Annotated in this window: 10 protein-coding genes and 1 pseudogene; 6 read left to right on the top strand and 5 right to left on the bottom strand. The window is 64.4% G+C overall.

The genetic code is table 11. The features are described 5' to 3' along the window. Positions 1-350, bottom strand: a 350-nt coding sequence (locus ACESNG_RS18035) for a hypothetical protein (protein WP_373070165.1), incomplete at its 3' end; no start/stop codon positions are given. Positions 351-424: 74 nt separating this feature from the next. After that, positions 425-1,903 carry a Rieske 2Fe-2S domain-containing protein gene (locus ACESNG_RS18030; RefSeq protein WP_373070163.1) on the bottom strand — a complete coding sequence of 493 codons (1,479 nt, stop codon included), beginning with the start codon at positions 1,901-1,903 and terminating at the stop codon, positions 425-427. Positions 1,904-2,098: 195 nt separating this feature from the next. Here ACESNG_RS18030 and ACESNG_RS18025 point away from each other — a divergent pair, with 195 nt between their 5' ends. The 3 genes from ACESNG_RS18025 to ACESNG_RS18015 all read left to right on the top strand — a co-directional run bounded on the left by ACESNG_RS18025 (position 2,099) and on the right by ACESNG_RS18015 (position 3,908). Next, positions 2,099-3,109, top strand: a complete 1,011-nt coding sequence (locus tag ACESNG_RS18025) for a hypothetical protein (RefSeq protein WP_373070161.1) — start codon at positions 2,099-2,101, stop codon at positions 3,107-3,109. A gap of 188 nt (positions 3,110-3,297) precedes the next feature. Further along, the gene (locus tag ACESNG_RS18020) at positions 3,298-3,504 is read left to right on the top strand and encodes an AbrB/MazE/SpoVT family DNA-binding domain-containing protein (RefSeq protein ID WP_373064006.1); all 207 of its coding nucleotides are present in this window, start codon (positions 3,298-3,300) and stop codon (positions 3,502-3,504) included. After that, positions 3,495-3,908 carry a type II toxin-antitoxin system VapC family toxin gene (locus ACESNG_RS18015; RefSeq protein ID WP_373064004.1) on the top strand — a complete coding sequence of 138 codons (414 nt, stop codon included), beginning with the start codon at positions 3,495-3,497 and terminating at the stop codon, positions 3,906-3,908. Before ACESNG_RS18020 ends, ACESNG_RS18015 begins: the two co-directional genes overlap by 10 nt. A 792-nt stretch (positions 3,909-4,700) precedes the next feature. On the opposite strand, the gene ACESNG_RS18010 is transcribed toward ACESNG_RS18015, so the two are convergent. Together ACESNG_RS18010 and ACESNG_RS18005 are read right to left on the bottom strand one after the other, a co-directional pair. Beyond that, a complete protein-coding gene (locus ACESNG_RS18010) occupies positions 4,701-5,129 on the bottom strand; it encodes a CHRD domain-containing protein (protein WP_373064070.1) in 429 nt (142 codons plus the stop codon). Further along, a pseudogene (locus ACESNG_RS18005) lies at positions 5,121-5,570 on the bottom strand (plastocyanin/azurin family copper-binding protein); the annotation flags it as partial. The gene ACESNG_RS18010 and the pseudogene ACESNG_RS18005, both read right to left, overlap by 9 nt. A gap of 943 nt (positions 5,571-6,513) precedes the next feature. Here ACESNG_RS18005 and ACESNG_RS18000 point away from each other — a divergent pair. From ACESNG_RS18000 to ACESNG_RS17990, 3 genes are all read left to right on the top strand, one after another. Then, the gene (locus ACESNG_RS18000; protein ID WP_373070159.1) at positions 6,514-9,180 is read left to right on the top strand and encodes a M1 family metallopeptidase; all 2,667 of its coding nucleotides are present in this window, start codon (positions 6,514-6,516) and stop codon (positions 9,178-9,180) included. 250 nt (positions 9,181-9,430) lie between these two features. Then, the gene (locus ACESNG_RS17995; protein WP_373070157.1) at positions 9,431-12,505 is read left to right on the top strand and encodes a SusC/RagA family TonB-linked outer membrane protein; all 3,075 of its coding nucleotides are present in this window, start codon (positions 9,431-9,433) and stop codon (positions 12,503-12,505) included. A 36-nt stretch (positions 12,506-12,541) separates the two neighbouring features. After that, positions 12,542-13,978 (top strand): RagB/SusD family nutrient uptake outer membrane protein, encoded by a 1,437-nt coding sequence (locus tag ACESNG_RS17990; RefSeq protein ID WP_373064000.1) that lies wholly within the window; start codon positions 12,542-12,544, stop codon positions 13,976-13,978. 115 nt (positions 13,979-14,093) lie between these two features. Here the strand turns inward: ACESNG_RS17990 and ACESNG_RS17985 are convergent, their stop codons facing one another. Next, entirely contained in the window at positions 14,094-14,960 is an 867-nt protein-coding gene (locus ACESNG_RS17985; protein ID WP_373070155.1) for a carboxypeptidase regulatory-like domain-containing protein, read from the bottom strand. Between the last annotated feature and the right edge of the window lie 27 nt (positions 14,961-14,987).

The following is a 14,987-nucleotide window of genomic DNA, read 5'->3' as shown; positions in this document are numbered from 1 at the left end:
CTCTTGCTGTCGCTCTTGCTGTCGCTCTTGCTGTCGCTCTTGCTGTCGCTCTTGCTGTCGCTCTTGCTGTCGCTCTTGCTGTCGCTCTTGCTGTCGCTCTTGCTGTCGCTCTTGGTGCTACTGTCGGCGGACGAAGACTCAGAGCGGGTGCGCTGGTCCTTCTTGCCGTCCTTGCCATAGTCCGTGATGTAGAACCCGGATCCCTTGAACAGGAGGCTGGCGCCACCCGAGATAATGCGCGTGGCCACTCCCGTGCCATCCGGCGTGGGAATGCTTTCCGGAACTTCAGAAATCTTGAACCGCGCCTCGATGATGGACCCGTCGGGAGAGCGGAACTCGTAAGTCGGCATGGCTACGTTACTTGGCTAGGGTCAAACAGCCTTGAAACATAGCCATGTCGGCCACGGGTTTCAACGGGTACGGCTCAGGTCACCGTGAGCGTGTTGGCCCCGGGCGCATACATTACGGTGAGCATGACAAGATTCTCGGCGCGCTGGGGGGAATTCTGCCAGACGCCGGCGCCGTTGTATAGCGCGCCGTGATTCGGGCAACGGAAGCTGGTTCCGTTCACAACGTTGATCGTGGTGCCGGCATGCGGACAGCGCATGGAGAACGCGGCGAAGGTCGTGGCACTGAGCCTCGTGATCGCTACCGGTCCACCGTTCACGTTGCCCACGCTGCCGGCCACGCCACCGACGTTGGCCAACGCGGGCCAGGCCGCGATGGTGACCTGCAGTCCAGCAGCGGCCACGCTGAGAGACACCGTGACGGTTCGCGCCGCGACTCCGGTCGCGTTGACGGTAATGGTGGCCGTGTAGGTGCCGGCGGCCAAGGGGCCGGCGCTGGCCCGCACTGTAAGGGCCGCCGGGGCGGACGTCTGGCTGAGCGTGGTGGTGAGCCAGCCGGTGCCGCCGGGACCGTACGCGACCGTAGTCGCCAGCCCCAGCAGCGAGCCGCCACCGCCGTTGTTGCACTGCACGACCTGCGTGGCCGGCGTCCCGCCGATAGGAGCCGAGAACGACAAGGCGGAGGCCGAGAGCTGCAGCGCGGGCGGCGTAGTGGGATCCTGGACCAACAACGACACCGCGAGGGTCTGGGCGCTGTTGCTGACGCCAGCGCCCGTGATCGACACGGTGGCCGTGTAGTTGCCGATCGGTAGTGTGCCGCGCTGTGCCGACAGGGTGAGCGTGGATGGGGCCGAGGCCTGACTGAGCGCCAGCGACAACCAGCCGGTGCGTTGGTTCGGACCGTAAGTCAGAGTGACCGCCAATCCGCTCAGAATGCCGCCGCCGACGTTGGCAAGCGCGATCGTTTGCGCGGCCGGAGCATTTCCGGTGAGCGTGGCGAGGAAGACCACGGCGCTGCGGTCGAGACCCAACACCGGCGGGGTAAGCACGCCACCGATCGTGAGCGATCCGTCACCATTCTGCCGTACGTCGAGTGCGGCGAGCGAGGCCGTCGGTTGCCCACCGAGCCACGTGCCGTCATTCGCGAAGACCGCCCCGTGATTGGGACAGCGGAAACCAGTGGCGGTCGCGTCCACAATCGTGCCTCGGTGCGGACACACCAGCGAGAGCGCGCGGAACTGCGCATTCCCGACCCGTTCCACCAATACCGGCGCCTCGGTCCCGGACACAACGACCGTGCGGCCACCGACTGATGCGAGCTCGGGGACGGTGGCAGGATCGAAGCGGAAGGGCGCCGGAATCGCGCCGAGCACTTGTTCCGGCGCGCTGATGATGCCGTCGCCGCAGCCCGAGATCAGGACCCCGAGCGAAAGCACGGAGGCGGAGGCCAGAAACCCGCGGCGATCCACGCGGCTGCACCCACCGCAAGCCGACGGCTCGGACGACGGCTCGGACGACGGCTCGGACGACGGCTCGGAGGTCAGATCAGTAGGCATGAGGGGAATTTAACGCGGGACGGAGGGCTGTCGAGATCGGATATCACGACGCCGTTCATGGATTCGTCACGCGAGGATCTTGGGGGTGTCACGTTCTCAGCGTGCGGACCGGCGTGGAACGCTGCATGTTGGTGAGACGTCACGGGGGTTTGCGGTACCGAGCGCCCCCTGCTGTTCCCCACCGGAGCGTCCTGCGTGTTCTCTACCTGCTTGTACTGCCACGGCGCCCTCGGGCGGAACGAGGTGCTCGAGGAGTTTCCCGTGGGCCGCCGGCTAGCGTTCGACGCCCGTCGCGGGCGTCTGTGGGTGGTGTGCCGCGGGTGCCGCAACTGGAATCTTTCGCCACTGGAAGAGCGCTGGGAAGTGGTGGAGGCCTGCGAGCGGCTGTATCGCGAAACGCCGGTACGGGTGAGTAGCGACCAGATCGGTCTGGCGACGCTGAGCGAGGGGCTCGACCTGGTGCGGATCGGCACGCCGCTACGGCCGGAGTTCGCGGCGTGGCGCTACGGCGGTCGCCTGCGGAAACGGCGCCGGCAGTTGCCCGACGCGCGCGCGACCGCCATCGCATTGCTGAGTCAGAGCGCTGCGATCATGGTTGGCGCCGTGGCCGCGATGGCCGGTGTCACGTATACGCTCACGAGCAGCCGCGCGTGGAAGGCGGCGGTCGTGGATCCGCTGGAACAGGTAGAGGCGCGACTACAGTATGACCGCACCATTGCGCACGTCCGCACGCCCGATGGCCTGCTTCGACCGTTGCGATTCAGCCACATCGCTCGACTCGAGATCATCGCCGAGTACGATCGACCGTGGGTGCTGCGGGTCGCGCATGCGCAGGGGATCACCGATCTCGAGCAGGCGCAGGCGATTCACGTGGCGAGCCCATTGCTGGCGCGGCTCAACACGCGCGGCGGTACGCCGGGACAAGTGCTCGATGCCACGCGCCGTATCACCGAGGCCGGCGATGCAGAACAGTACATCCGCAGCAGCAGTGCGCTGCGGGTCACGCGTCGTGCGAAGAACACGATTTTCTGGGACGATGACGTGGGCGTGCTCGGGCTCACCGGCACGGAGCGCCTGGCGCTCGAGATCGCAATGAACGAGGACGCGGAACGTCAGGCCATGCAGGGAGAACTGCGCGCGCTCGAAGACGCGTGGCGCGACGCGGAAGAGATCGCGGAGATCGCGGATGGCATGTTTTTCCCGTAGCTCGTCATGAGTGCTTTCGGCAGCCTCGGCGCAGCTGGAGAGCGAGCTGGTTCGCGCGACGCTCGCGGAGCACGCGAAGAGACGCGAAGAACAGCAAGACGGGTCACGCGGCCGTTGCAACAGCTATCGAACCCGGACACTTTACGTTTATGCCAAAAGTAAAGGATGCACTTTTGCGGACGACTCGCGTGTCCAGCAAGCACCAGATCACGATCCCGGTGGCGATCCTGCGAGCAGCCGGGATCAAGGTCGGTGAACGTGTCAGCGTGACATGTGACGGCATGGGCCGCGTCGTGCTCGAACGCGAGCGCGATGTGCTCGCCAAGTTTGTCGGCGCGCTCACCGGCGTGTATCATCGCGATGAAGTCGACACTCTGCGTGACGAATGGGCGTAGTTCACCTCGACGCGGGAGTGATCATCGGATTGCTCGACGCCAATGACGCGCATCACGTCGCGGCGCATCGCGCTCTCGCGTCAGTCACACGTGATGGGCATCGATTGGCCCTGGCCGCGTCAGCGTTCGCCGAGTGTTTGGTCGGCCCATTTCGTCGCGGGAAGGCATGTGTGGAAGTTGTGCGGAGTTGGATCGAACGACTGCCGATTGCGATCGTTCCCCTCGATACCGAAACCGCAGTCGCCGCTGCTCAAATTTGCGCTCAGCACGTCGGCGTACGGTTGTCTGACGCGCTCGTCATCGCGACGGCATCGAAAAGCGCCGCGGAGCAACTGATCACGACGGATGGTAAATGGCCAACGGCCAAAGCAATGAAGGTGAAATTGGTGATCACACCGATCTAGCGGTATTTTCGCAAATCTCACGTCCTGCGACGGCCAAGTTTCACGAGTTTTCAACGGAGAATCCTGTCTCCTGCCGCTCGCGAAAATGCTACTTGAAAGAAGTGGCGAAGCGCGGCACGGCTGAACTGATTACACAGCAGTAGTGTCCCAACGTTTTTCAGAGGAAAACGAGTGGAATGGGCTCGAAATCAGCGTCTGAATAACCAGGTGGTGGCGTAAGCAGTTGATGGAGCGGGACTTGCGCGAACAGGGCCACACTCAGGATCTGTAGCATTTCGTACATGCTCTGCCGGTCAAGCGGTAGAACTTGCTTCGCGATCCAGATGTGCGTCTTCTTCGCGTGCCTTCGCGATCTTCGCGGACTTCGCGCGAACGGCGGTGCTGGCGGCTGCTGCGGAGCGATCGGAGAGCCAGCTGGTTCGCGCGACGCTCGCGGAGCACGCGAAGAGACGCGAAGAACAGCAAGATGATGGAAATGGGCATCGTGCCGACGGACGGGGCGCGGCGAACAACCACTCCTGTCGTGGCGGTTCTTCGGTGCAGGACGGTCCCGCGCGCCTCCGCGCAAAAGACCGACATGCAGCGCCTCGTCGTTCACGTCGAGACCAGACACAACGACTCCGTTCCCCAGGCAAATCAGCCACGTACACCGTTCTAATCCCAAAACGTTGGGACGCTACTGAATCGGTATCATTGAAAAATGCGGCGCGTGCCCCCGCGGCGCGAGGCCGAGGGAACGGGTGGCAGCTGAGATCGCCACGATCACCGTCCGCACGTTGTCGCCCGTAGCGTTTACGGCGCGCCCGTCTGCCCGCGGATTTCGCCACCCGGGAAGGTGGTCGAGTGCACGTTCACGTACGCGTTGCCGGTACGCAGCAACGTCATCAGCGAATCGAGCACGATCGGCGGCTGTCCACTGATGCCGCGAATAGCCGCTGCCGTGAACGTGCCGGTGAGCACACCGCTGTTGCTCGTAAGCGACTGTGCGCCCAGATCGACAACGATACCCGCCGTGGCCGCGGGTCCAGCGGGGGCGTGGATGTGGGCGCCGGTCGGCGTCGAGGCCATCCCCTGATACGTGACGGTGTAGGTCACAGTGGTTCCGCTGCGCGTGAAAAGCGCCGCGCCGTTCGCACTCGTGGTCACAGGCGTCGGGCGCTCGTTCGCGCCGTTGAGCAGCGCCAGAAGGCCACTCGGCAAGACGGTCACCGTACCCGACATGCCCGCGTGAAGTGTGCAGACGTACGGGTAGCTGCCGACCGTCGGGAAGGTGCGGGCCACCGACGTGCTGGAGACGATCGGGACGTTGGCCGGCGCGCCGGCCGACTGAAACACGACGTTGTGCCCGACAGTGCCGAAGCTGAAGGTGGCGACGCCGCCTTCGGCGATGGTGATCGCAGGCGGTGTGAACACGTTGGCGTTCGTCGCCTGCACGTCGACGGCGGTCGCGCCGCTGATCGGCGTGGAGACGGTGAGCGCCGCGGTTCCAGTGGCGGTGACGCCATCACGCGTGAGTGAGGCGCCGATCGACGCCGCGCCCGGCGCAATGGCGGTGACCAGTCCACTGACACTCACAATGGCCTTGGTGCGATCGGCCGACAGATACGTCACACCGGTTGCGCCGGCGATGGCGTTACCGCGCGAGTCACGCGCGGTCGCCATGAGCTGGGTTGTGCTACCGATCGCTGCTGACGGCGCGGCCGCCTGCACGGTCAGCGTCGCGAAGCGCTGCGCGACATCGACTGAAACGGTGCCCGAAACCAAGCCGCTGGTGGCGGTGATAGTGGCCGTACCATTGCCGGTGGCGGTCACGGTTGCGCTGGCGCCGGAAGTGGTGACGGTAGCCACCGCGGCGTTGCTGGAAGTCCAGCTCACGGTGGCACCGCTGATTGTGGCCTGACTCGCGTCTTTCACCACGGCGGATAGTGCCCGCGTGGCGCCGACGGCGGTGAGGGTTCCGGTTTCGGCGGCGCTGACCGCAACGGATGCCGCGACGGCGGCGGGCGGCGGTGTGGTCGTGCCACTGTCGCCACCGCAAGCCGCGAGGGTGAACAGCAGCGCCACGGTAGCGGCACCTGTAGATAAGCGCATGCCGCGTGCATCACGGACTGTGGTGAACATCGGTCGATCTCCGGACGAGAATGGATCGGCGACGCGGACTTGCATCGCCACAGGGGGTAGAGGAGACCAGCGACGAAACTATTCCTGCGGTTCCCGCAAGCGGTCGGTCCACGCGAGAAGGTACGTCGCAGATGACGCTCGGCGGACCACGTCGGTCTCCGTCATCCTGGCAATGATCGAGCTCGACCGTGGCGGTACAGCGGCCGCTTTCGTGGCCGCAGTGGCGGCAGTATGCACTGCTCGCGCCAGCGCGCTCGTTGCGCAAGCGTCCGCCGATGAGCGTGACCGGCATGTCATCCCGATCGGGCGTGTAGCCGGCCAGGCATTCATGCGGCACAATGCCCAGAGCATAGAGATCACGCGCCGTCGTAGCCGGTGCACCGATGAGCTGTTCGGGCGCGAGGTACTCCGGCGTGCCCACGGTGACGCTGGTCAGCCACGAAGCCTGCTGGACAGCCTCCGCCGCGTCCGGCAGCTTGCCTGCATGTCTTCTCCCCGATTCTTGCTGTTTCCGCGTGGCGTGGCGGTCGCCGCTGCCGTGCTCGCCTGCGTGGCGTCTGCCCAAGTCGGCGCTCAGCCGCCGACGCTCACCGGTCCCGGCGTCTCGGCCGAACTGGCTCGCCGCCGTGCCGCGCAGGTGACCGACGTGGCCTATGACCTGGCCCTTCGCGTGAATGCCGGAGACACCGCCACCGGCCGAGTCACCGTGTCCTTCACACAGCGCGTTCCGGGAGACGTGGTCCTCGACTTCCGCGGCCTGCTTGTAGGCGACGGGCGGATCAACGGGTCGGCGTGGCCTGAGGTCGCGGCGGCGTGGAATCGACACCACCTCGTGATTCCAGCGGCGCGCCTTCACACCGGCCGGAACTCGGTGGAAGTGGCGTTCGCGACACCAGTGGCGCAGGCCGGTGCGAGCATCATCCGCAACCGCGACGCCACCGACGGCAACGTGTATCTGTACACGCTGCTCGTGCCGTCCGATGCCAACCTGCTCTTCCCGTGTTTCGACCAGCCCGATCTCAAGGCGAAGGTGCGCCTTTCGCTCACCACACCGGCCGCGTGGCGCGCGCTCGCTAATGGCGCGCAGATCGGCGCTGACACCGCCGGCGCGCTCGTCACGCATCGTTTCGCCGAGACACAGCGCCTCAGTACGTATCTCATCGCATTCGCGGCGGGGCCGTGGGCCAGCGTGACGCGCGCGGTCGCGACGACCACGAAAGCGGCGCCGGTGCCGGTGTCGCTGTGGATGCGGCAGTCGCGAAAGGCCGAGGCCGAAAGTGATACGCTGATCGAAATGAACGCACGCGCATTGCGCTGGTTGGGTGATTGGTTCGGCATTCCCTATGCGTTCGACAAGTTCGACGCGTTACTGGCGCCGGCATTCCCGTTCGGCGGCATGGAGCATCCGGGCGCGGTGTTCTACAACGAAGAGAGCTTCATCTATCGTGAACGGCCCACGGTATCGCAGCTACTTGGCCGACAGGCGACGACGTTTCACGAAGTCGCCCACCAGTGGTTCGGCGACTATCTGACCATGCGCTGGTTCGACGATCTGTGGCTCAAGGAAGGCTTCGCGACGTACATGGCGGCGCGCATGCAAGCCGATCTCGAGCCCACGTCGAACGCATGGAAAACATTTTATCTGCGCAACAAGCCGGTGGCGTATGCGACCGACGCCACGGCCGGGACGACGCCGATCTGGCAGAAGCTGGGCAACCTCGATCAGGCCAAGAGTAACTACGGCCCGATCGTGTACAACAAGGCGCCGGGCGTGCTCAAGCAGCTCGAGTACCTCGTGGGCGCTGCCGCCTTTCAGCGCGGCGTGCAGGACTTTCTGCGTACGCATGCGTACGGCAATGGCACGTGGCGCGAGTTGCTCGGTAACGTGGGGCGCGCGGCGCATCGCGATCTCACCGCGTGGGGCCGGGCCTGGATGCTGCGCCCCGGCATGCCGTTGGTGGAACAGCAACTCACTGTGCGCAACGGCGTGGTGCAGCGACTGGCGCTGGTGCAGCGCGCCGCGCAGCCGTCGCTGTCCGGTCGCGGTGCGTGGCCGCTCAAGGTGCAGGTGCTGCTGTATTACGCGAACAAGCCGGCGGTGCGTCTCCCGGTGGAGATGCGCGGCGACACCACCATTGTGACTGCCGCTGCCGGGCGGCCGGCCCCCGACTTCGTGTTCGCCAACGAGGGCGACTACGGCTACGCGATCGTGCTCCCCGATTCGATGAGCGTGCAGTGGCTCGAACAACACATTGGCCGCGTGGACGACGATTTTCTGCGCGCGATGTTGTGGGGCTCGCTGTGGGACCTGGTGCGTGACGCGCGTCTCTCGCCGACGCGTTATGCCGACATGGTGCTGCGCGAATTGCCGAATGAGCGCGACGAGCAGATCACGGGCACGTTGGTGGGGCGACTGACCACGGTCATCGGTCGCTACAGCGACAGCACCGCGCGTGAGGCGCTGCTGGCGCAGGCCGAACCGTTGCTGCTTCGTGGCGCTGCCGACAGTGCGCGCAGCTATGGGCAGCGCAAAGCGCAGCTCGACGCGGTGATCGGGCTGGCGCGTTCTCGAGCCTCGTTGCAGCGGCTGGACGGTTGGTTGGACCGTGACAGCGTGGTGGGACTGGCGTTGCGCGCGCCCACGCGGTGGTCGATCGTGACGCGACTGGTGGCGCGCGCGGCACCGTCGGCGCCATCGCGATTAGCGGCCGAGGCCCGTCGCGATTCCACGAGTGAGGGACAACGGCAGGCGTTCGTGGCCGATGCAGCGCGGCCGAATGCGGCGAACAAAGAGGCGTTGTTCACGCGGTGGTTTGGCGACGCGGCGCTGAACGAAGAATGGGTCACGTCGAGCCTGCGCAGCTTTCACGACGGCGATCAGGCGGCGATCACGAAGCGGTATCTGGTACCGGCCCTCGACACGCTCCCGTGGATTCAGCAGAACCGTCGCATCTTCTTTTTGGGGAGCTGGCTCGGGGCCACGATCGGCGGGCAGCACGATGCCGAGGCGCTGCTGCAGATCGACCGCTGGCTGAAGGCGCATCCGGCGCTGGCGGCGGACCTGAACCAGAAGATCCGGCAAAGCCGAGACGAGCTCGAGCGTACAGTGCGGATCAGGGAGGCGTTTGGCGCGGGGACCGTTCGTCCGTGATGCGCGGCGTCTTGTTTTCCATCTTATGGAAAATAGATCAGACTGCGCCTTGTCCCAGTGAGCCGCCCGTTTGTGACCTAGCCCAGTGACGTTCGTCCGCCTTAGTTTGTTGTTTGGAATACTGGTCAGGATTGTGTGACACTCTCGTCCCAACCTGTTAACGACAAAGCGGTTGGCGGCGTGACGCGCGAGCGTTACACCATCGGCCGTCGCTCGCCCGCTCCGCCTTCCCCTCCATCGGAGACCCTTTATGGGTAGGTTTTTCTCGTTCGCCGCGGCACTCGCGGTTGCCATACTCCCGCTCTCGGCGGACGCACAGACCCGAGATATTTCGGGCAAGGTAACGCAGGCTTCCGTCGGCACTCCCTTGTCTGACGTGACGGTCAGCATCGTCGGACAGCAGGTCGGTGTCCGCACCAACGAACGCGGTGAATTCCGCATGCGCGTGCCGTCGGGCGAAGTGGTCGTGCTGGCGCGACAGCTCGGCTACAAGCGCCAGACCATCCGCCTCGGCCCGACCGAGAACACGGCGAATTTCGTTCTCGACAAGGACGTGCTGCAACTGGAAGGCGTGACGGTGACCGGTCAGGCGACTGTTACCGACCGACGGGTGGCGGCGACCGCCGTGGCAACCGTGGCTGGCCCCGAGTTGAACCGTGTGCCGGCGCGTTCCATTGAAAGCAATTTGGCGGGTAAGGTCGCTGGCGCTCGGATGTTCGAGAACAGCGGCGCCCCCGGCGGCGGCGCGCAGATCCAGATTCGCGGCGCCACCTCGGTGCTCGCCTCGGGAGACCCACTGTACGTGGTGGACGGCGTCATCATTTCGAACGCCAGCATCTCGTCGGGCTCGAGCTCGGTGACTCGCGCCTCGGGCAGCACGGGATCCAGTCAGGACCAAGTGGTGAATCGTTTGGCCGACTTGAACCCGAACGATGTCGAGAACATCGAAGTGCTCAAGTCGGCGGCGGCGACGGCCATTTACGGCTCGCGCGCCACGAACGGCGTGGTGGTGATCACCACCAAGCGGGGCAAGCAGGGCAAGGCCACGTGGAATGTGGTGCAGCGCGCCGGTACGCAGCAGGCGCAGCGCTTGCTTGGACATCGTGAATTCGCCAGCTACGACGAAGTGAAGCCGTTCGTCGGCGGCGTGCTGGGCGATTCCATTGCCCGTGCCGCGTGCGGCACCGGCCCGTGCCCGGCGTTCGACTGGCAGCAGGAGCTGTATGGCCGCACGGCGCCCAGCTGGGAGACGCTGCTGTCATCGGCCGGTGGTGCCAACAACACGCGGTATTTCATCTCGCTGAACGACCGGCAGGAGTCGGGCATCGCGATCAACACGGGCGCCCGTCGTACCGGTGGTCGCATCAACCTCGACCAGACGATCGGCACCAAGCTCACCGTGAGCGCCGGTCTCGATGTCACGCGCAACTTCTTCCAGCGCGGCTTCGGCAACAACGACAACTCCGGCGTGAGCCCGATCTACTCGTTGGCGTACAACCCGGCGATCATCGACCTGCAGGCGAAGGACGCCTCGGGTCGTTTCGTGCAGATGCCCTTCTACACTGGCAACACGCGGCCTGGCTTCGGCACGTCAAATCCGTTCGAGGTGTTCAATTTCGCCGACAACACGGAAAGCGTGTGGCGCCAGTCGGGTAACGTACGCGTGGGCTACACGGCGTTGTCGACCACTAAGAACTCGGTGCAGCTTTCCTACCTCACGGGCGTCGACCGCTTTCAGCAGGAAGGCAACCAATACTTCCCGAATTACTTCCAGGTAGAGCCGGCCGACGGCTTCCTTGGCACATCGAGTCAAGTGAACGCGTCGAGCCTGCAGATGAATCAGGGTATCAACGCGGTGTGGACGTATACGCCCGGCGGCAAGTGGTTCACCTCGGCGACCACGTCGTTCGGTGGCACCTACGAGACGCAGGCCCTCAACCAGTACAGCGTGCGCGGACGTGGCTTGCTGCCCACTCGCAAGATCGCCTTGGGTGCGACCGACATCGCGATCACCAACTCGCGCACGGAGTTCCGCGACCAGTCGCTGTATGCGCAGACGCAGTTGCTCATGCTCGACGAGAAGCTGGCGTTGAACGCTGGTGTGCGAGCCGACCGCTCGAGCGCCAATGGCGACCGTGAGAAGTACTTCACGTTCCCCAAGTTCTCCGGCTCGTACCGCTTCGTGAAGCCGCTCACGGACAAGATCGATGAAATCAAGTTCCGCGGAGCGTGGGGCCAGTCGGGCAATCGTCCGCGTTGGGCCGACCGTGACATCCTGTATGCCGACGGCGGGCTGATTGGCGGGAGCGGTTCGTTGGTGTCCGCCGGGTTGCTGGGCAGCACCACCGTGAAGCCGGAAGTCATGAACGAATTGGAATTCGGTACAGACGCCACGCTATTCGGCGGCCGGATCGGCGTGGAATTCTCGCGCTACCAGCGGCGCATTACCGACCTGTTGCTCACCTTCCCCTTGGCACAGTCGTCGGGGCTGGGCAGCCAAGTCATCAACGGTGGCCAGCTGTCCGTGCTCGGCACGGAAGCGGTTCTGTCGGCGGTCCCGGTGCGCACCGGCAATTTCGAATGGACCACGCGCATCATCTATAATCAGAATGCGCAGTTCACCGACTCGATTCCGGTGCCGGCGTTTGCCGTGGCCGGTTCCTTCGGCGCCGCGTACGGCCGCAATCGCATTCAGGGCGGCACGCGTTCCACGAACATCTGGGGTAACGCGCCGTTTCGGCCGAACCCAGTTGCGGGCCAGCCGAACACCGTGGCCGACACGATCCTGTTCGACTCGAACCCGATTCACACCACGACGTTCAACAACGACTTTTCGTACAAGCGTTTCACGCTGTCGGCGTTGATCGACTGGCGGAACGGTGGCTACGTGTCGAACATGACGAACAACTTGTGGGACGAGGGTGGTCAGTCGGCCGACTTCTCCGATGCGGCTCCGTCATCTATCGTGCCGGCTTCAGGTAACGTCCCGGCTTCACGCGCCTGCGGTACGCAGACGCTGGGCGCCTGTCGCTACGCCACGTTCAACAGTGGCGACATCCGTCCGTACATCCAGAACGGTTCGTATGTCAAGATTCGTGAAGTCTCGGTGAATTACCAAGCGCCCGACGCGTTGGCGAAGAAGATTCCGGGTGCAAGCTCGTTGCGATTCAATTTGAGTGGCCGCAACCTGGCGATCTTCTCGAAGTATTGGGGCTTCGATCCGGAGTTCAGCAACTTCGGCAACTCGAACTTCAACCGCTTCATCGACCTCGCGCCATTCCCGGCGAGCCGTCAGTTCTTCTTCAGCGTCGACGTGGGATTCTAGGCCATGACGACCTCAACCAACCTGACCCGGTCCTCCGTGAAGACAATTTCGCTCTCGTATCGCACATGCGGGGCGCTCGGCGCGGCGGTGTTGCTGGCCGCTTGCAGCGCCGACAAGCTCGATATCACGAACCCCAATACACCCACCGTAGCAGCGGCGACGGCGGACCCTCAGGCCCTGCTATTGCAGGCCACAGGGTTGCTGCGGCAGCTACGCGGCGGTCGCGGCGCCTTCATCAGCAACACCGGGATCTTCGGCCGCGAGTCGTACAACTACACGCCACAAGAAGGGCGCAACACCTCAGGCTTCCTGATCGGTATTTCCGGACAGAACCGACTGGATCCGGCGGGCTTTGCGGTTGGAATCTGGGCTGGCCCATACGGCAACCTTCGCGATGTCTTCAATCTGAAGAACGCCGCAGCGGCTTCGGGCTCACTCACGGCGGAGCAGAAGAACGCGACACAAGGCTTCGCCAAGACGATTGAAGGGCTGGAGTTGCTGTACGTGATCAGCACGCGCGATACGCTCGGGGCGGTCGTGGAGATCAAGCAGAATGCCTCCGATCTCGCCGCGTTCGTGTCGCGTGATTCCGTGTACAAGTACATCCTCGCCACGCTGGACGACGGTGCGGCGAACCTGGCGGCGGGTGGAAGCGCGTTTCCGTTCACCATCCACGCCGGCTTCACCGGCTTCAACTCGCCGACCACGTTCCGGCTCTTCAACCGGGCGGTTGCGGCGCGTGCCGCGGCGTACTACGCAACCAGCGGCGGTGGTGCCGCAGCGTGGCAGCGGTCACTGACGGCGCTGACGGCGTCGTTCATGAACACCACCGCCACGACCCGAGCTCAGCTCGATGTCGGTCCATCGCATCCGTACTCGCCCGCCCCGGGCGATGCCAACAATCCGCTCAACGTGGTGACGGCCACCGACATTTATGCGCACGAGTCCATTCGGGCGGACGTGCAGAACAAGGCAAACGCGCAGCCCGATGATCGGTACACCGCCAAGATCGGTGCCCGGCCGGCGCGAAACGCCCCGCAGGGTCTCGGCATTTCGTCGTCCCTGGGCTTCAACATCTTCCCGGCGCTGACAAGCAACATTCCGATTATCCGCAACGAAGAGTTGCTGCTGCTTCGTGCCGAGGCGCTGTTGGCCACGGGGGACAAGGCTGGTGCGATTGCGATCGTGAACCAGATTCGCGTGGGCTCGGGTGGTTTGGCGCCTTCGGCACTCACAGCGGCGTCGCCGGATGCGGACGTGCTGACCGAGATTCTGTACAACAAGCGCTATTCGCTCCTGATGGAGGGGCATCGCTGGATCGACATGCGTCGCTATGGTCGCTTGAACCAGCTTCCGCGCGACATCACAACCGGCGTGAACGTGCACTTCGTGGCTCGCGTGATGCCGATTCCGCAAAGCGAATGCCTGGTGCGCGCGGGCAAGCCGGTGCCGATTGCCGGGCCGGGATGTTAGGCGAGTAGGGAGTCGGGAGTAAGAAGTATGGAGTACTGAAACGCCCTCGTGAGAACTGAATCTCGCGAGGGCGTTTCTCTACCCTGTACTCCCTACTTCTCTACCCCTTACTCGCCTAGTATCCGTCGCGGGTCCAAACGGCGATGGTGCCGCAGCGGCGATCGGGGCCGCTGAACTCGGGGGGCGTCGTGGCGGGGCCGTTGTATATCTCGATACCGGCGATCTGCTTGGGAGGCGGGAGGAGATCCAGATTGAAGAAGCGCGGCAGCACAATTCCATCCAGCAGGATCTGCATGGGACAGGCGCCCGAGCCTTCGCCAGTGAGGCTTCCGCCCGCACGGCGGGACAGCGCCACCGTACCGGCAAATTGCTGATCGGTGATGCGCGAGACATCGACGCCTCGCGTGTTCCGCAGGAAGTCCGACACTTCGCGTGATCCTCGACGATCGATCTCCTCTTGTGTGATGAACTGCCCGTCGCCTACGAGGCGTCGCCGCTCGAAGGCCAACATCCGCATCCCGACGCGACGCTCCTTGATGCGCACGGTGTCGAGCAGATTGTTGGAACGGGTCAGGGAGTACGTAAGGCGTAGCGTGTCCTTGTCAGGCACGTCGATGATGCCAGAAGTTGGCGCAAAACCGATGCGTCGGACCACGACCAGATACTGGCCCGGTGGGACCTGCAGCATGCGAAACCGGCCGTTCTCACCGGTGACCACGCGCGCCGAAGTGCCGACCACGGAGACGTCGGCGCTCACGAGCGGTCGAAGAAGGGTGTCGGTGACGACGCCGTCGATCACGGATTGCGCACTGGCCAAACGTCGCGCCATGGCGGCTTCCCGTTCCTTTTCCTGCGCGGCGCGATCGAGAATACTCGTGCGCTGCTGAGCACCGAGGTCGGTGGTCAGCAATGGTGCGGCGAAGAGCGCAAAACGGACAATGTGCTGTCGGACGCGCAGCGAGTTCCTTGGCGTTTTCTTCATGAGTTGAATCATAGCGGTCTACTTCTT

It is taken from the genome of Gemmatimonas sp. (assembly GCF_041689975.1).
In the GTDB taxonomy this organism is placed as follows: Bacteria; Gemmatimonadota; Gemmatimonadetes; order Gemmatimonadales; family Gemmatimonadaceae; genus Gemmatimonas.
This window is presented reverse-complemented; position numbering and strand designations above follow the sequence as displayed.

Bases quoted from the DNA above. Each gene is read 5' to 3' on its own strand.
- ACESNG_RS18030 (WP_373070163.1), bottom strand. From the start codon at position 1,903: ATGCCTACTGATCTGACCTCCGAGCCGTCGTCCGAGCCGTCGTCCGAG.
- ACESNG_RS18015 (WP_373064004.1), top strand. From the start codon at position 3,495: ATGGGCGTAGTTCACCTCGACGCGGGAGTGATCATCGGATTGCTCGAC.
- ACESNG_RS18010 (WP_373064070.1), bottom strand. From the start codon at position 5,129: ATGTCGGGTACGGTGACCGTCTTGCCGAGTGGCCTTCTGGCGCTGCTC.
- ACESNG_RS18000 (WP_373070159.1), top strand. From the start codon at position 6,514: ATGTCTTCTCCCCGATTCTTGCTGTTTCCGCGTGGCGTGGCGGTCGCC.
- ACESNG_RS17995 (WP_373070157.1), top strand. From the start codon at position 9,431: ATGGGTAGGTTTTTCTCGTTCGCCGCGGCACTCGCGGTTGCCATACTC.
- ACESNG_RS17985 (WP_373070155.1), bottom strand. From the start codon at position 14,960: ATGAAGAAAACGCCAAGGAACTCGCTGCGCGTCCGACAGCACATTGTC.